Annotated in this window: 16 protein-coding genes; 9 read left to right on the forward strand and 7 right to left on the reverse strand. The window is 67.2% G+C overall.

Annotation, left to right across the window (positions count from 1 at the left end):
* Positions 1-346: 346 nt before the first annotated feature.
* From tkt to pgl, 6 genes are all read left to right on the forward strand, one after another.
* The gene (gene tkt / locus GcLGCM259_RS08630; protein ID WP_138926354.1) at positions 347-2467 is read left to right on the forward strand and encodes a transketolase; all 2121 of its coding nucleotides are present in this window, start codon (positions 347-349) and stop codon (positions 2465-2467) included.
* Positions 2468-2482: 15 nt separating this feature from the next.
* On the forward strand, positions 2483-3586 hold the full coding sequence (tal, locus tag GcLGCM259_RS08635) for a transaldolase (RefSeq protein WP_138177788.1): 1104 nt from the start codon (positions 2483-2485) through the stop codon (positions 3584-3586).
* The gene (locus GcLGCM259_RS08640) at positions 3587-5179 is read left to right on the forward strand and encodes a phosphoglucose isomerase-related protein (protein WP_138926355.1); all 1593 of its coding nucleotides are present in this window, start codon (positions 3587-3589) and stop codon (positions 5177-5179) included.
* A 170-nt stretch (positions 5180-5349) separates the two neighbouring features.
* Positions 5350-6870: a glucose-6-phosphate dehydrogenase gene (gene zwf / locus GcLGCM259_RS08645; protein WP_138926356.1), complete on the forward strand. Its 1521-nt coding sequence runs from the start codon at positions 5350-5352 to the stop codon at positions 6868-6870.
* Complete coding sequence (locus GcLGCM259_RS08650) at positions 6867-7808, forward strand: glucose-6-phosphate dehydrogenase assembly protein OpcA (protein ID WP_138926357.1); 942 nt, start codon at positions 6867-6869, stop codon at positions 7806-7808. The genes zwf and GcLGCM259_RS08650 overlap by 4 nt, the downstream gene beginning before the upstream one ends.
* A complete protein-coding gene (pgl, locus tag GcLGCM259_RS08655; RefSeq protein WP_138926358.1) occupies positions 7798-8538 on the forward strand; it encodes a 6-phosphogluconolactonase in 741 nt (246 codons plus the stop codon). Before GcLGCM259_RS08650 ends, pgl begins: the two co-directional genes overlap by 11 nt.
* Positions 8539-8639: 101 nt before the next feature.
* On the opposite strand, the gene GcLGCM259_RS08660 is transcribed toward pgl, so the two are convergent.
* On the reverse strand, positions 8640-9530 hold the full coding sequence (locus GcLGCM259_RS08660) for a hypothetical protein (RefSeq protein WP_138926359.1): 891 nt from the start codon (positions 9528-9530) through the stop codon (positions 8640-8642).
* Positions 9531-9768: 238 nt separating this feature from the next.
* Between GcLGCM259_RS08660 and GcLGCM259_RS08665 the strand changes: the two genes are divergently transcribed.
* From GcLGCM259_RS08665 to GcLGCM259_RS15280, 3 genes are all read left to right on the forward strand, one after another.
* Positions 9769-9951 (forward strand): hypothetical protein, encoded by a 183-nt coding sequence (locus tag GcLGCM259_RS08665; protein WP_138926360.1) that lies wholly within the window; start codon positions 9769-9771, stop codon positions 9949-9951.
* Positions 9952-10063: 112 nt separating this feature from the next.
* Positions 10064-10249 carry a hypothetical protein gene (locus GcLGCM259_RS08670; protein ID WP_138926361.1) on the forward strand — a complete coding sequence of 62 codons (186 nt, stop codon included), beginning with the start codon at positions 10064-10066 and terminating at the stop codon, positions 10247-10249.
* Between the two features lie 164 nt (positions 10250-10413).
* Complete coding sequence (locus tag GcLGCM259_RS15280) at positions 10414-10584, forward strand: hypothetical protein (protein ID WP_175419371.1); 171 nt, start codon at positions 10414-10416, stop codon at positions 10582-10584.
* A gap of 68 nt (positions 10585-10652) precedes the next feature.
* Here GcLGCM259_RS15280 and secG read toward each other — a convergent pair whose 3' ends face one another.
* The 6 genes from secG to whiA form a co-directional block, all read right to left on the reverse strand.
* Entirely contained in the window at positions 10653-10844 is a 192-nt protein-coding gene (secG, locus tag GcLGCM259_RS08675) for a preprotein translocase subunit SecG (RefSeq protein WP_396278622.1), read from the reverse strand.
* A gap of 83 nt (positions 10845-10927) precedes the next feature.
* On the reverse strand, positions 10928-11743 hold the full coding sequence (gene tpiA / locus GcLGCM259_RS08680; protein WP_138926362.1) for a triose-phosphate isomerase: 816 nt from the start codon (positions 11741-11743) through the stop codon (positions 10928-10930).
* A 3-nt stretch (positions 11744-11746) separates the two neighbouring features.
* Positions 11747-12973 (reverse strand): phosphoglycerate kinase, encoded by a 1227-nt coding sequence (locus tag GcLGCM259_RS08685; protein ID WP_138926363.1) that lies wholly within the window; start codon positions 12971-12973, stop codon positions 11747-11749.
* A 17-nt stretch (positions 12974-12990) separates the two neighbouring features.
* Complete coding sequence (gene gap, locus GcLGCM259_RS08690) at positions 12991-13998, reverse strand: type I glyceraldehyde-3-phosphate dehydrogenase (RefSeq protein WP_138177807.1); 1008 nt, start codon at positions 13996-13998, stop codon at positions 12991-12993.
* Between the two features lie 182 nt (positions 13999-14180).
* Positions 14181-14810, reverse strand: coding sequence for a superoxide dismutase (locus GcLGCM259_RS08695; RefSeq protein WP_138926364.1), 630 nt, complete (start codon positions 14808-14810; stop codon positions 14181-14183).
* Between the two features lie 59 nt (positions 14811-14869).
* The gene (gene whiA / locus GcLGCM259_RS08700) at positions 14870-15850 is read right to left on the reverse strand and encodes a DNA-binding protein WhiA (RefSeq protein WP_138177811.1); all 981 of its coding nucleotides are present in this window, start codon (positions 15848-15850) and stop codon (positions 14870-14872) included.
* Positions 15851-15879: the final 29 nt, after the last annotated feature.

The raw sequence follows: 15879 nt of genomic DNA on the forward strand, positions 1-15879 counted from the left end.
TGCCAGGCGAACAACGCCGAAGACTTGTGGGCGCGTTCCGAAGACGGGTACAGGCAAGGCAGCCTCCGCACCCGCAGGCCCGGGGAGGAGGCAGGGGTGTCCGCGCCGTCGGTCCCGACGGGGAAGCAGCCCGGAATCCGCGGCGGACCACGACAAATGCGTCCGGCGTACGCCGTCAGCTAACTTGGCCCCGTCATCTTGAAACAACCCACCACAAACCGGGTGATCCGCGATAGAGTGGACACTAGTTGCGCCGTCGCCGCCTTATCCCCGAGTTCGAACGACACGGGTTCGAGGTCGACGGCGTATTGCGTGTCAGCGGGAAAACACCATTCCCCCAGCCTGAATGGAAGGAAACGCCGCAGTGGCGACTGAATCCTTAGTTGAAGAATTTTCACTCACCGAGTTGGACCAGAAGGCCATCGACACGGCTCGCGTCCTGGCCGCTGATGCCGTCGAAAAAGTCGGCAACGGCCACCCCGGTACCGCCATCAGCCTGGCCCCGGCCGCCTATCTGATCTTCCAGAAGCACCTGCGCCACGACCCGAACGACCCGAACTGGTTCGGCCGCGACCGCTTCATCCTCTCCCCCGGTCACACTTCGCTGACCCTGTACCTGCAGCTCTTCCTCTCCGGCTACGGCCTGGAGATGGAGGACCTGGCCGCGCTGCGCACCTGGGACGCCAAGACCCCGGGCCACCCGGAGTTCGGCCACACCGCGGGCGTGGAAATCACCACCGGCCCGCTCGGCCAGGGCCTGGCCTCCTCCGTGGGCTTCGCCTACGCCCAGCGTCGGATGCGCGGCATGTTCGACCCGCAGGCCCCGGCCAGCACCAGCCCCTTTGACCACACCATCTACGTCATCGCCTCCGACGGCGACATGCAGGAGGGCGTCACCTCCGAGGCCTCCTCGCTGGCCGGACACCAGCAGCTGGGCAACCTGGTGGTGATCTACGACGACAACGAGATCTCCATCGAGGACGACACCGACATCGCCTTCAGCGAGGACGTGCTCGCCCGCTACGCCGCCTACGGCTGGCACACCCAGCGGGTGGACTGGACCAAGACCGGTGACTACGTCGAGGACATGAACGAGCTGGACGCGGCGATCCGCGCGGCGAAGGCCGAAACCACCCGCCCGTCGATCATCTCGCTGCGCACCATCATCGGCTGGCCCTCGCCGACCAAGGCCAACACCGGCGGCATCCACGGCGCCAAGCTGGGCGGGGAGGAAGTCGCCGGGTTGAAGAAGGCCCTGGGCTTTGACACCGAAGCCCACTTCCACATCGCCGACGACGTGCTCGCCCACGCCCGCAAGGTCGCCGACCGCGGCGCCCAGGCGCACCGTGAGTGGGACGAGAAGTTCTCCACCTGGGCCAAGTCCAACCCGCAGGACGCCGCCCTGCTCGAACGCCTGCGCGCCGGCGAGCTGCCCGAGGGTTGGGAGCAGAAGCTGCCGGTGTTCGAGGCCGGCACCTCCCTGGCCACCCGCGCCGCCTCCGGCAAGGTCATCAACTCCATCGCCGAGGTGCTGCCCGAACTCTGGGGCGGCTCTGCCGACCTGGCCGGTTCAAACAACACCACCATCAACGACGCCGCGTCCTTCGCCCCGGCCGAGCGCTCCACCGACGCCTGGGCGGCCAACCCGTACGGGCGCGTGCTGCACTTTGGCATCCGTGAGCATGCGGCCGCGGCGATCACCAACGGCATCGTGCTCGGCTCCCCGACCCGCGCCTTCAACGGTACGTTCCTGATCTTCTCGGACTACCAGCGCCCGGCCATCCGCCTGGCCGCGCTGATGGGCGTGCCCTCGATCTTCGTGTGGACCCACGACTCGATCGGCCTGGGCGAGGACGGCCCGACCCACCAGCCGGTGGAGCACCTGGCCAGCCTGCGCGCCATCCCGAACCTGGACGTGGTGCGCCCCGGCGACGCGAACGAGGTCTCCTACGCCTGGCAGGGCATGCTGCAGCTGAAGACCAACCCGGCCGGCATCGTGCTCTCCCGCCAGAACCTGGCCGTCTTCGACCGCACCGCCCCGGGCTTCCGCGGCGCCGAAGGCACCCTCAAGGGCGGCTACATCCTGGCCGAGGCCATGCGCGGGGGTGCCGAGGTCACCCCGGACGTCATCCTGATCGCCACCGGCTCCGAGGTGGAGCTGGCGGTGCAGGCCCGTGAGGAACTGGCCCAGAAGGACATTGCCGCCCGCGTGGTCTCGCTGCCGAGCAAGGAATGGTTCGCCAAGCAGGACGCCGCCTACCGCGAAGAGGTGCTGCCCGCCGCCGTCACCGCCCGCGTCTCCGTGGAGGCCGGGGTGGCCATGGGCTGGCGCGAATTCGTTGGCGCGCAGGGCGAGATCATCTCGCTGGATCACTTCGGCGCCAGCGCCGACTACAAGACGCTCTACCGCGAATTCGGGATCACCACCGAGGCCGTGGTGGCCGCCGCGGAAAAAGTTGCGAAGTAAGGAAACCATTTACCCATGAGTAATCCAAACACCCAGGCACTATCCGACGCCGGTGTCTCCATCTGGCTCGATGACCTCTCCCGTGAACGGCTCACCAGCGGTTCGCTGGCCAAGCTGATTGAGGAGAAGAACGTCACCGGCGTGACCACCAACCCCTCGATCTTCGCCGCCGCACTGTCCAACGCCGAGGTCTACGGCACCGCGATCGCCGAACACCGCGAGAAGTCGGTGGACGCGGCCATCCTGGAAATCACCAGCGACGACGTGGCCCGCGCCTGCGACCTGTTCCGTCCGGTCTACGACGCCACCGGCGGGGTGGACGGACGCGTGTCCATCGAGGTGGACCCGCGCCTGGCACACACCACCGCGGAGACCATCGCCCAGGCCAAGGCGCTGCATGAGCGCGTGGGCCGGGAGAACGTGCTGATCAAGATCCCCGCCACCCTGGCCGGGCTGGAGGCCATCAGCGAGACCATCGCCGAGGGCATCAGCGTGAACGTCACCCTGATCTTCTCCCTGGAGCGCTACCGCGAGGTCATCAACGCGTACCTGATTGGCCTGGAGAAGGCCCACGCCAAGGGCCTGGACCTGTCCAAGATCCATTCGGTCGCCTCCTTCTTCGTCTCCCGCGTGGACACCGAGATCGACAAGCGCCTGGATGCGCTGGGCACCGATGAGGCCGCCGCCGTGCGCGGGCAGGCCGGTGTGGCCAACGCCCGCCTGGCCTACCAGATCTTCGAGGAGCAGTTCTCCACCGCCCGCTTCGAGGTGCTGGCCGCCGCCGGCGCCAACGTGCAGCGTCCGTTGTGGGCCTCCACCGGTGTGAAGGATCCGGCCTACCCGGCCACCTTGTACGTCACCGAGCTGGTTGCCCCGCAGACCGTGAACACCATGCCGGAAAAGACGCTGGACGCCACCGCCGCCGAGGCCCAGGTGCGCCCCAACGCGATCGCCGGCAGCTACGATGCCGCCAACCGCGTGCTGGACAAGCTGGCGGCCCTGGGCATCGACTACAACCAGGTCGTGGAGCAGCTGGAGACCGAGGGCGTGAAGAAGTTCGAGGACTCGTGGAACGAACTGCTGCAGGACATGGCCGTGGCGCTCAAGGAGGCCAAGTAAATGGAACTGGGTCTGGTGACCTCCGGGGCCGCCCTGGCCTCGGTCGAGAAATACCTGCCGCGGCTGCTGGAGGATAAGGTCGGCAGCCGCATCGCGGCCCAGGACCCCACCCTGTGGGGGCCCGAGGCCGAGTCCGAGGCCGCCATCCGGCTGGGCTGGACCAACCCCTTCGACACTGCCGAGGAACTGGTGCCGGCAATCCTGAACCTGCGCGATGAGCTGGTGGCTGAGGGCCTGACCCGCATTGTGCTGTGCGGGATGGGCGGCTCCTCGCTGGCCCCGGAGGTGATCACCGCGAACGACGGCGTGGACCTGGTGGTGTGCGACACCACCGACCCGCAGATGGTCTCCGCGATCCTCAACGAGGACCTGCAGCACACGGTGGTGGTCATCGCCTCCAAGTCCGGCTCCACCGTGGAAACCGATTCGCAGCGCCGCGCCTTCACCGCCGCCTTCCAGGCCGCCGACATCGACCCGGCCACCCGGCTGGTGCTGGTCACCGACCCGGGCTCGCCGATGGACGACCCTAGCGGGGTGCGGGCGGTGTTCACCGCCGACCCGAACGTGGGCGGACGCTACTCGGCGCTGACCGCGTTCGGCCTGGTGCCCTCGGGGCTGGCCGGGGCGGACATCGACGCGCTGCTGGAGGAGGCCGGGCTGGTCTCGGACCTGCTGGCCGAGGACGACGAGGACAACCTGGCCCTGCACCTGGGGGCGGCGCTGGCCACCACCGGGCGGGACAAGCTGGTCTTCGCCTCCGACGCCCAGGCGCTGGCCGGGTTCGGGGACTGGGCCGAGCAGCTCATCGCCGAATCCACCGGCAAGCTGGGCAAGGGGATCCTGCCTGTGGTCGCCCACCTCAACGCCCCGGAGCTGCGTGACCCGGCCGGCGATGTGATGCCGCTCTACCTGTACGGGCAGCTGCCCGACGAGGTGGCCGAGGACACCACCGCCATCCACTTCTCCGCCCCGCTGGGCGCCGCGTTCCTGATCTTCGAGTACGCCACCGCGGTGGCCGGCTACCTGCTTCAGCTGAACCCGTTTGACCAGCCCGACGTGGAGGCCGCCAAGGCCGCCGCCCGCACCCTGCTGGACGCCCCGTCCGCCGGGGAACCGGACGCGGTGTTCGGCGCCATCGAGGTCTACGGTTCCACCGCCGACAGCCTGGCCGATGCGCTGGAGCAGCTCACCGCCCAGCTGCCCGAGAACGGCTACCTGGCCATCCAGGCCTACCTGGACCGGCACGGGGATGCGAAGCTGCAGTCGCTGCGCGACGTGCTGGCCGAACGCACCGGACGCCCGGTGACCTTCGGCTGGGGTCCGCGCTTCCTGCACTCCACCGGGCAGTACCACAAGGGCGGGCCGCGCACCGGGGTCTACCTGCAGCTGACCACCCAGTCGCAGCGGGACGTGCAGATCCCCGGGCGCAGCTTCGGCTTCGCCGGGCTGATCGCCGCCCAGGCCTCCGGGGACGCGAACGTGCTGTGCGATGAGGAGCACGCCCGCCCGGTGCTGCGCCTGCACTTCACCGACCGCGCCGCGGGCACCGCCCAGCTGCTGGCCGCGCTCGGCCTCGAGGACGGCGCGCAGTAGCCGCGCCGGTGCCCCGCCCGGTTTCCGGGTGAGTGTCCCGCCCACCCCGGCCCGCGCCGTGGTGGGCGGGGCACCGCCGGCGGCCGGCCGGGTAGGCGGGCACCAAAGGATTTTTGACCATCAGCCAGCCGCTGATCGGTGAGCTTAAGGACGAGTGAGCTAAGGAACAGATGAGCAACCCACTACGCGATCCCCGGGACCGGCGGCTGAACCGCATCGCCGGTCCCGGAGCGCTGGTGTTCTTCGGGATCACCGGCGACCTGGCCCGCAAGAAACTCATGCCCGCGGTCTACGACCTGGCCAGCCGCGGCCTGCTGCCGCCGAACTTCGCGATCGTCGGGTTCGGGCGGCGTGACTGGTCCGCTCAGGACTTCGCCGCCGAAGCCCGTGAATGGATCCTGGCCAGCGCCCGCACCCCGTTCAACGAGACCGTGTTCGAGCAGCTGGCCTCCGGGATGCGCTTCATCTCCGGCGCCTTCGACGACGACGCCGCCTATGAGCAGCTGGCGGCCACCCTGGATGAGCTGGCCGAAACCCGCAACACCGGGCGCAACCACGCCTTCTACCTCTCCATCCCGCCCAGCTGGTTCGAGGTCGTCTGCCAGAAGCTCTCCGAGCACCACCTGGCCAACGACAACAACCCCGGCTGGGAACGGGTGGTCATCGAAAAGCCGTTCGGCCATGACCTGGCCAGCGCCCGGGAACTGAACAGCATCGTCGAATCGGTCTTCCCGCCCGATGCCGTGTTCCGCATCGACCACTACCTGGGCAAGGAGACCGTGCAGAACCTGCTGGCCTTCCGCTTCGGCAACCAGCTGTTCGAACCGCTGTGGAACAACAAGTACGTGGACCACGTGCAGATCACCATGGCCGAGGACATCGGCATCGGCGGACGCGCCAGCTACTATGACGGGGTCGGCGCGGCCCGCGACGTCATCCAGAACCACCTGCTGCAGCTGCTGGCGCTGACGGCCATGGAGGAGCCGATCTCCTTCAACGCCGACCACCTGCGCGCCGAAAAGGAGAAGGTGCTCACCGCCGTCACCCTGCCCGAGGACCTGGACGCGGCCAGCGCCCGCGGACAGTACACCTCCGGTTGGCAGGGTGGGGAGAAGGTCGTCGGATTCCTGGACGAGGAAGGATTCAACCCCAAGTCCAAGACGGAAACCTACGCGGCGATCCGGCTGAACATCAACACCCGGCGCTGGCACGGGGTCCCGTTCTACCTGCGCGCCGGCAAGCGCCTGGGCCGGCGCGTCACCGAGATCGCGGTGGTGTTCAAGCGCGCCCCCAACCTGCTGTTCACCGACCACGAGGATGACGAGTTCGGGCAGAACGCGATCGTGATCCGGGTGCAGCCCGACGAGGGCGCCACCATGCGCTTCTCCTCCAAGGTGCCCGGCACCCAGATGGAGATCCGCGACGTGACCATGGACTTCGGGTACGGCAACGCGTTCACCGAATCCTCCCCCGAAGCCTATGAACGGCTGATCCTGGACGTGCTGCTGGGCGAGCCGCCGCTCTTCCCGCGCCACGAGGAAGTCGAACAGTCCTGGCGGATCCTGGACCCGTTCGAGGAACACTGGGCCGCGCTGGACTGCCAGCCCGAGCCCTACCACCCCGGGTCCTGGGGCCCGTCCAGCAGCGATGAGCTGATGGCCCGAGACGGAAGGACGTGGCGCCGGCCATGATGATCGATCTTCCCAACACCACCACCAGCCAGGTGGCCAAGAAACTGATCACCGCGCGGCGCACCCACGGCGCCTCCGCGCTCTCCCGGGTGCTGACCCTGGTGGTCATCACCCGGGAGGGGTTCGCCGAGAAGGCGATCGACGCCGCCGACCTGGCCAGCCGCGAACACCCCTGCCGGGTGATCGTGGTGGTGCGCGGGCCGGTGACCGGCAAGAACTGCCTGGACGTTCAGATCCGCGTGGGCGGGGACGCCGGGGCCTCCGAGGTCATCGTGATGCGCACCCGCGGCCCGAACATCATCGCCGACGAGGCGTTGATCTCCGCCCTGCTGCTGCCCGACGCGCCGATCGTGGCGTGGTGGCCGCACGGGGTGCCGGACGACCCGGCCAACACGCCGCTGGGCAAGCTCGCCCACCGGCGGATCACCGACTCCGGGCAGGCCCCGGACCCGGAGGCCGCCCTGTTCCAGCGCGCCAAGACCTACCAGGCCGGGGACTCGGACCTGGCCTGGACCCGCATCACCCTGTGGCGCGCCCAGCTGGCCAGCATCATCGACCTGATCGCCACCAAGGGGCTGAAGAACATCACGGTGAAGGGCTCGGCGAACTCGCCGTCCACCACGCTGCTGGCCGCCTGGCTGACCATGTGCCTGAACGTGCCGGTCACGATCGCGGCGGACAAGTCCACCGGCGGGCTATCCAGTGTGCGCCTGAGCCGCAAGGCCGGGGACGTGGAACTCTCCCGCCCCACCGGGGAGGTCGCCCACCTGTACCTGCCCGGCAGCGCGCCGCAGCGGATCTCCCTGCCGCGCCGCCCGATCGCCGACTGCCTGGCCGAGGAGATGCGCCGCCTGGACGCCGACGACGTGTTCGGCGAGGTGGTCACCCGCGGCCTGCACCTGACCAACCTGAGGAGTATTGAGCCCAGTGATCGCTAGACAGATCGTCATCCACCCGGACGCGGACGCCACGGCCCAGGCGGTGGCCGGCCGGCTGATCACCGCCGTGCAGGACGCCATCGCCGCCCGCGGGGTCGCCCACGTGGTGGTCACCGGCGGCAGCCTGGGCATCGCCGCGCTGCAGGCGGTGGCCGGCAACCCGGCCCGGCACGCCGTGAACTGGTCGCTGGTGCACTTCTGGTGGGGCGATGAGCGCTTCGTCGCCGCCGATTCACCGCAGCGCAACATCGGCCAGGCCGCGGAGCTGTTCACCGAACTCGACGCGCTGGGCCTGGACCGGCAGACCGTGCACCCGATGGGTTCGAGCGACGAATACGACACCGCGGAGGCCGCGGCCGAGGCGTACACCGCGCTGCTGGCCGCCGAGGCCCCCGAGGGGCAGGCCAGCCCGGCATTCGACGTGCTGATGCTGGGCATGGGGCCCGACGCCCACGTCGCCTCCCTGTTCCCGCACCACACCAGCTCACAGGACACCGGGGCGATCGCCGTCCACGAGTCCCCCAAGCCGCCGGCCGACAGGGTGTCGCTGACCATGCCCACCATCAACGCGGCCCGCGAGGTCTGGCTGCTGGTGGCCGGCTCCGAGAAGGCCCCGGCCTTGGCCGCGGCCCAGCACGAGGTCAACGAGGCCGCGGTCCCGGCCAGCGCCGTGCACGGCACCACCGCCACGCGATGGCTGGTGGACCGCGCCGCTGCGTCCCTGCTCTAGGCGCCACCGGTTAAAAGCCCCGCTCGCCAGCTCCCTGTCCTCCAGGACGGGCGCCGGCGGCCGGGGCTTTTGGCTGCGCCCACGCCCACCGGGCGCCGGGTCTAGCCGGGAAGGCTGAACAGCCAGAACGCGACCCCCAGCAGAAAGGCGGCCACTCCCCCGATCACGCAGGCGTGCCCCAAACCCAGACGGTAGACGGCGGCCTCCGCCAGGCTCCTCTCGTAGCGGCTGCGGTTGGGGAAGCTCCAGAGGAACCCGGCGCGGCGCACCGCCTGCTGCGGCGGCGCCTCGGCGCGGGTGACAAACCACAGCCCGGTGAGCATCAGGCCCAGCCCGAGCAGCAACAGCACGATGATCAGGCTCCGCCACGGTTCGGCCACCAGGTCCAGTGAATCCCCACTGACCACCACCGCCGAGACCAGCAGGGTCAGCAGACCCGTGTAGCCGGCACCCCACACCTTGGCCGTGGCCGCCGTGCGCGGCAGCATCCCCCGCACGATGTCATCCCACAGCTCCTTGCGTTCCAACGCCTCAGCGCCTGGGAACGTGCTGGGCCGGCTGGGCACCCAGACCCCCGCATTTTGCTCCTTGAGCGCAACACGGAACACCGCCCCGCACCCCAGGGGTTCCTGCGGCGGATGCCCCGGATGGGAGTAGGTGCAGCGGCAAAACACATCCACCTCGATCCCCGGGGTCTGCGCGGCCTGCGCCGGAGCCGGGGTGTCCGTTTCGGTGCGTATTGAGATTCCGGGTTCCGCTGCGGACCGGCCGGGTACGGCCGCGACGCCTCGTTCAACGCTGCGATACGTCATCTCATCCGTACAGCGCGGGCACGCCCCAACGACCGTGATCTCACTTGCCGCGGTGTCCGCGGCGGTCACTGACAACCGCCCGTCGTTGATTGATTCCCAGGCCAGCTCCGTCCACAGCGGATCCAGGCGCCGACGTGACTCCAGATCGGGTATCCGCCCCCTTGGTACTCGTGTCCCCATCGCCTGCTCCTCCCCCACGCCCGATCCAACGGCGGACGCCGCTGTCCCGTCCCCGGTGCCTCCACCGTACCGCCGCCCCGCCACGGCGTCCATGCACCCTCGGCCCGGCTCAACAGCCGTGGAGAAGCACAGCCGCCGCGTTGCGGTTAACCCGCAGGCTGGGCCGCACCCCCTGGCATTTCACCGGAGCTGGCCTAGGCTGGGGTTAAAGCTCGATCCCCCGGGAAAGGAGCCCGACATGGAACCGTTCATCTCGCAATGGGTGTGTTCGCTCATCATGGTCATTGGTATTTTCTGCCTCCTCAGCGGCCGGGCGGAACTTGGGGTGCTGTGCCTGGTGTTGGGTGTGGGCCTGACCCTGGTGGACCGGTTCATTGCGCCCCAGGCCGGTGAAACCGAGGGACGCACCGGGCACCCTTAGCAGGAGGAGCGCGCAGTTCACCTGCCCGTCGCCATGATGCCACCGGTTCCTCTTCCTTTTGCCATCGCCGAAGCCTACGGTGTTAGAAAGCGTGGGACCTAACGGGGTAAAGATGGCAGATGCAACGCAGTCGCTGACATGGCTCAAGGTGCTGTTGGGCGCCATGGGGACCGCATGCCTGCTCACCGGACGGGTGGAGCTGGGCCTGTTGTACCTGGTGCTGGGGATGAGCGCCGAACCGCTGCGCCGCCTGCTGAGCACCCCCGCGGCGTTGCGTTGCCAACGGCCCCCGGACTGACCTGGGCACTGATTACGCCCGGCCAGCCCGCCGCTGTGCGCAGTGCTGCTCCCCTTGCCAATCCTTTGGATCGGACGCTGTCCCTGTTGACAAAACCTTCCGTCCGGTACCCTGAAAGACCAGGGTCCTCGACAGGGGGTGAACCGCAGATGAGTCCTCGGAGCATGATGCTGCTGCAGGGTTTCATTACGCTGGTCGGCATTATCAGTTTACTCAGCGGAGCCACGGGCTTCGGAGTGTTCTGTCTCCTCGTGGCCATGGCGCCCAGTATTTATGACCACTACCGCAGGCAGAATCGCACCACCAGGCATCACCACGGCAGTGACGCCCGCTGAGCGTCAGGGTGCGTTAAAAAGCGGTGGGGACTTCCCTCTTGGAAAGTCCCCACTGCTTTTTTGGTGGTCTAGAGTTCGACGCTGAAGCGCATGATCAGCGCCAGCCCGATGATCACCGCGGCCCACACCAGGCCGAGCACGACGGTGATCCGGTTCAGGTTCCTCTCGGCGACGCCGGAGGAGCCGAGCGAAGAGGTGACCCCGCCGCCGAACATGTCCGACATACCACCGCCACGACCCTTGTGCAGCAGGATCAGCATGGTCAGCAGAACACTGGTGATGCCCAGCAGTACCTGCAGGACGATCTTGATGATATCCACTACGTCGGTTCCTTACCTAGGGTTCAGTCGGTCACGAGGTGATGCTCGAACCTAACAATGTTAGCAAACTCTTCGGCATCCAGGCTGGCCCCGCCGACGAGCACGCCGTCCACATCGCGTTCGCGCATGATCGCCGCCGTGTTGGCGGCCTTCACGCTGCCGCCGTAGAGCAGGCGGATCGACTGCGCGACCTCGTCGCCGAAACGTTCGGCCAGGGCGGCACGGATGGCGGCGCACATTTCCTGTGCGTCGGCCGGTCCGGCCACCTCGCCGGTGCCGATGGCCCACACCGGTTCGTAGGCGATGACCAGGCTGGCGGCCTGTTCTGCGGTGAGCCCCGCAATGGAGCCCTCGAGCTGGTTGAGCGTGTAGGCCACGTGCTCGCCGGCCTGGCGCTTGTCCAGTCCCTCGCCGATGCACAGCACCGGGGTCAGCTCGTGGCGGTACGCTGCGGCCAGCTTGGCGGCAACGACCTCGTCGGTCTCGTTGTGGTACTGGCGACGCTCGGAGTGACCGACCAGCACGTAGCTGCAGCCCAGCTTGTTCAGGAACTGGCCGGAGATTTCCCCGGTGTAGGCTCCCGAATCCTGGGTGGACAGGTCCTGGGCACCGTAGACGATGTCCAGCTTGTCACCCAGGGTCAGGGTCTGCACCCCGCGGATGTCGGTGAACGGCGGGAATACGGCCACTTCGGCGCGGTCGTAGTCATGCTGGTGGTCCTTCAGGGTCCAGGCCAGCTTCTGCACCAGGGTGATGCCCTGGATGTGGTCCATGTTCATCTTCCAGTTGCCGGCGATCAACGGCGTGCGGACGAACTTTCCATCTTTTGAAATAGTCATTGACTAGCCTTCCAGAGCGGCCAGACCCGGCAGGGTCTTGCCCTCAAGGTATTCCAGCGAAGCTCCGCCGCCGGTTGAAATGTGACCGAAGTCGTCTTCATCAAAGCCCAGGGCGCGTACCGCGGCCGCGGAGTCTCCGCCGCCCACCACGCTGAAGGCCTCCGATTCGGCCAGGGCACCGGCCACCCGGCGGGTGCCCTCGGCGAAGGCCGGGATTTCGAAGACGCCCATGGGCCCGTTCCAGAAAACGGTGTTGGCGCTGGTGATGTAGCTGGCGAATAGTTCAGCGGTCTTCGGGCCGATGTCCAGGCCCAGGCCGGTGGCCCCAAAGCTGGCTTGCTCGATCTTGTCGGCGTCCAACACTTCGTGCGCGGCCTGGGCGTCGAACTTCTCCGCCACCACAACGTCGGTCGGGATGATGATGTCGCAGCCAAGCTTCTCGGCGCGGGTCAGGTACTCCTGGCAGGTCGCGACCTGGTCCTCTTCCAACAGGGAGCCGCCGACGGCGTGCCCCTGGGCCTTGAGGAAGGTGAAGGCCATGCCGCCGCCGATCAGCAGTTGGTCGGCCTTGCCCAGCAGGTTGTCGATGACCGCCAGCTTGTCCGAAACCTTCGAGCCGCCCAGCACGACCACGTAGGGGCGCTTCGGGGCTTCGGTGAGGGTCTTGAGCACCTTCACCTCGGTGGCCACCAGGTCTCCCTGGTAGGAGGGAAGCAGTGAAGCGATGTCGTAGACCGAGGCGTGCTTGCGGTGCACTGCACCGAAGGCGTCGTTGACATACGCGCCGTTCTGGCCGGTCAGCTCCGCCAGTTCGCGGGCGAACTGGCCACGCTCGGCGTCGTCCTTGGAGGTCTCGCGCGCATCGAAGCGCACGTTTTCCAACACCAGCACCTGCCCCTCGGCCAGTGCGGCGGCGGACTGCCGGGCGGAGGGGCCCACCACGTCCTCGGCCACGATGACCTCGAAGTCGGACAGTTCATTGAGCCGGTGGGCGGCCGGGGCGATGGAGTACTTGGGATCCACGGTGCCCTTGGGGCGGCCCAGGTGGGCCATCACGATCACCTTGGCGCCGGCCTCGGTGAGTTTGGTGAGCACGGGCAGGGACGCGCGCACGCGTCCGTCGTCGGTGACAGTGGTACCGTCCAGCGGCACGTTCAGGTCGCTGCGGACCAGAACGTGCCGCCCACGGACACCGTCGGCGAGCAATTCGTCGAGAGTGTGTGCAGACATGTCTCTAGATTATCTGACTAGAGCTGCGATCCCACGAATTGAGTCAGGTCAACGAGTCGGGAGGAGTAGCCCCACTCGTTGTCGTACCAGGCCAGGACCTTCACGCTCTTGCCCATGACGGTGGTCAGCTCGGAGTCGAAGATCGCCGAATGCGGGTTGGTCACGATGTCCGAGGAGACCAGCGGATCGGTGGAGTACTGCAGGTACGGGGCCAGGCTGCCTTCGGAGGCGGCCTTCTCGAAGGCTGCGTTGACTTCCTCCACGGTGACCTCGCGCGGCAGGTTCACGGTCAGGTCGGTGGCCGAACCGGTTGGGACCGGCACGCGCATGGCGTAGCCGTGCAGCTTGCCCTTCAGCTCCGGCAGCACCGAACCGATGGCCTTGGCGGCACCGGTGGTGGTCGGGATGATGTTCAGGGCGGCGGCGCGGGCACGACGCGGATCCTTGTGCGGGGCATCCTGCAGGCGCTGGTCGGCGGTGTAGGCGTGGATGGTGGTCATCAGGCCGTCAACGATCCCGAATTCGTCGTTGAGCACCTTGGCCATCGGGGCCAGGCAGTTGGTGGTGCACGAGGCGTTCGAGATGATGTGGTGGTTGGCCGGATCGTACTGGTCGTCGTTCACGCCCATCACGATGGTGATGTCGTTGTTCTTCGCCGGGGCGGAGATGATGACCTTCTTGGCGCCGGCGTCCAGGTGCTTCTGGGCATCCTTGGCCTTGGTGAAACGTCCGGTGGATTCCACGACGATGTCGACGTTCAGTTCGCCCCAGGGCAGGTTTTCGGGGTTCTTCTCCGAGAGCACCTTGATGCGCTTCTCGCCGACGACGATGACGTCCTCTTCCACGCTGACCTCTACGGGCAGAACACCCAGAACGGAGTCGAACTTCACCAGGTGGGCCAGGGAGTCGATTGAACCAAGGTCGTTGACGGCGACAATTTCAATGTCTGCGTTCTTGGCCAGGGCCGCGCGCAGGTAATTGCGTCCGATTCGTCCGAAACCATTGATTCCAACACGGGTTGTCACGTGACTATCTCCTCTAAATGGGGATGTTGGTGCCACTACCGCGTGCTAACGGAAGCGGCCTTTCGTTGAAGGACACTCCGTTGTGTCGTGTCTTCGGGCCCCGATGGTTCGGGGCCCGAATCACTGATTACATTCTACGCCATCACTGGCGAGATGTGTGAGACAGCTAACTGTCTCTTTCGTTACTTGCCCGGAACGACGAGCGAGGTTGCACCCTGGCGGGCGGCCGCGAAACGAGCCTGAACATCAGCCCAGTTCACGATGTTCCAGAACGCCTTGACGTAATCGCCCTTGACGTTGACGTAGTCCAGGTAGAAGGCGTGCTCCCACATGTCCAGCATCAGCAGCGGGATGGTCGCGACCGGGACGTTGCCCTGCTGATCGTAGAGCTGCTCGATGACCAGCTGGCCACCGATCGGCTCGTAGGCCAGCACGGCCCAGCCCGAACCCTGCAGTGAGGTCGCAGCAGCGGTGAACTGGCCGCGGAAGGCGTCGAAAGAGCCGAAGAACTCGTCGATGGCAGCTGCCAGTTCGCCCTCGGGCTTGTCGCCGCCCTCAGGGGAGAGGTTGTTCCAGAAGATCGAGTGGTTGGTGTGGCCACCGAGGTGGAAGGCCAGGTCCTTGGACAGCTTCGGGATGTTGCCGAATTCACCCTTTTCGCGGGCTTCGGCCATCTGCTCCAGAGCGGTGTTGGCCCCGGCCACGTAGGTGGCGTGGTGCTTCGAGTGGTGCAGCTCCATGATGCGAGCCGAGATATGCGGCTCCAGAGCGGCGTAGTCGTACTGCAGTTCAGGCAGCGAATAAACAGCCATGATTCTCCTCAATCTTCTCAATCGGATGAATCTCCGCGAACTGTTGTCCGCGGGGACACTTACTGTTCCAGTGCATCTACTGGAACGCTGGACTCAGTCCCAGGTATTCCCAGTTCGCCCGCCTTTTTGTCGGCCATGGCCAAAAGGCGGCGGATCCGGCCTGCGATGGCGTCCTTCGTCATTGGCGGTTCGGCCATGCGACCAAGCTCGTCCAATGAAGCTTGTTTGTGTTCCAGTCGCAGTAACCCGGCGTAACGCAGGTGCTCGGGCACCTCGTCGCCCAGGATCTGCAGGGCACGTTCCACGCGCGCTCCGGCGGCCACCGCCGCCTGGGCGCTGCGTCGCAGATTGGCGTCGTCGAAGTTGGCCAGCCGGTTCGCGGTGGCCCGCACTTCCTTGCGCATCCTGCGTTCTTCCCACACCATCAGCGCATCATGTGCGCCCATGCGTGTCAACAGCTGGGCGATGGCGTCTCCGTCACGGATGACCACGCGGTCCACCCCGCGCACTTCACGGGCCTTGGCGGTGATGTCCAGCCGGCGGGCGGCACCGACCAGGGCCAGGGCGGCTTCCGGGCCGGGGCAGGTGATTTCCAGGGCGGAGCTGCGCCCGGGTTCGGTCAGTGAGCCATGGGAGAGGAAGGCGCCGCGCCACACCGCTTCGGCGTCGGCGGTGGACCCGTTGACGATCACCGAGGGCAGCCCACGCACCGGACGCCCGCGGGCGTCCAGCAGCCCGGTCTGCCGGGCCAGTACCTCACCGTCGCGGGCGACCCGCACGATGTAGCGGCTGCCCTTGCGGATGCCGGAACCGGTGACCATGACGATCTCGGCCTCGTGCCCGTACAGTTCGGAGATCGCGACCTTCAGTCGGCGGGCGGTTGCGGCCAGGTCGACCTCGGCCTCGATGACGATGCGTCCGGAGACAATGTGCAAGCCGCCGCTGAAGCGCAGCATGGTTGAAACCTCGGCCTTGCGGACCGAGGGCTTGCGGATCTCTACCCGTGACAGCTCGTCTTTGACGGAAGCCGTCAATGCCATGAATCAAACTCCCTTACATGGTTCTTCGT

It is taken from the genome of Glutamicibacter creatinolyticus (assembly GCF_006094275.1).
GTDB classification, from domain to species: Bacteria; Actinomycetota; Actinomycetes; order Actinomycetales; family Micrococcaceae; genus Glutamicibacter; species Glutamicibacter creatinolyticus.

What these genes read in the sequence shown, in the direction of transcription:
- GcLGCM259_RS08670 (WP_138926361.1), top strand. Translation starts at nt 10,064, where the DNA reads ATGGCAGATGCAACGCAGTCGCTGACATGGCTCAAGGTGCTGTTGGGC.
- whiA (WP_138177811.1), bottom strand. Translation starts at nt 15,850, where the DNA reads ATGGCATTGACGGCTTCCGTCAAAGACGAGCTGTCACGGGTAGAGATC.
- GcLGCM259_RS08650 (WP_138926357.1), top strand. Translation starts at nt 6,867, where the DNA reads ATGATGATCGATCTTCCCAACACCACCACCAGCCAGGTGGCCAAGAAA.
- GcLGCM259_RS08695 (WP_138926364.1), bottom strand. Translation starts at nt 14,810, where the DNA reads ATGGCTGTTTATTCGCTGCCTGAACTGCAGTACGACTACGCCGCTCTG.
- tal (WP_138177788.1), top strand. Translation starts at nt 2,483, where the DNA reads ATGAGTAATCCAAACACCCAGGCACTATCCGACGCCGGTGTCTCCATC.
- GcLGCM259_RS15280 (WP_175419371.1), top strand. Translation starts at nt 10,414, where the DNA reads ATGATGCTGCTGCAGGGTTTCATTACGCTGGTCGGCATTATCAGTTTA.
- GcLGCM259_RS08665 (WP_138926360.1), top strand. Translation starts at nt 9,769, where the DNA reads ATGGAACCGTTCATCTCGCAATGGGTGTGTTCGCTCATCATGGTCATT.
- GcLGCM259_RS08660 (WP_138926359.1), bottom strand. Translation starts at nt 9,530, where the DNA reads ATGGGGACACGAGTACCAAGGGGGCGGATACCCGATCTGGAGTCACGT.
- GcLGCM259_RS08640 (WP_138926355.1), top strand. Translation starts at nt 3,587, where the DNA reads ATGGAACTGGGTCTGGTGACCTCCGGGGCCGCCCTGGCCTCGGTCGAG.
- zwf (WP_138926356.1), top strand. Translation starts at nt 5,350, where the DNA reads ATGAGCAACCCACTACGCGATCCCCGGGACCGGCGGCTGAACCGCATC.
- GcLGCM259_RS08685 (WP_138926363.1), bottom strand. Translation starts at nt 12,973, where the DNA reads ATGTCTGCACACACTCTCGACGAATTGCTCGCCGACGGTGTCCGTGGG.
- secG (WP_396278622.1), bottom strand. Translation starts at nt 10,844, where the DNA reads ATGCTGATCCTGCTGCACAAGGGTCGTGGCGGTGGTATGTCGGACATG.
- tpiA (WP_138926362.1), bottom strand. Translation starts at nt 11,743, where the DNA reads ATGACTATTTCAAAAGATGGAAAGTTCGTCCGCACGCCGTTGATCGCC.
- tkt (WP_138926354.1), top strand. Translation starts at nt 347, where the DNA reads ATGGAAGGAAACGCCGCAGTGGCGACTGAATCCTTAGTTGAAGAATTT.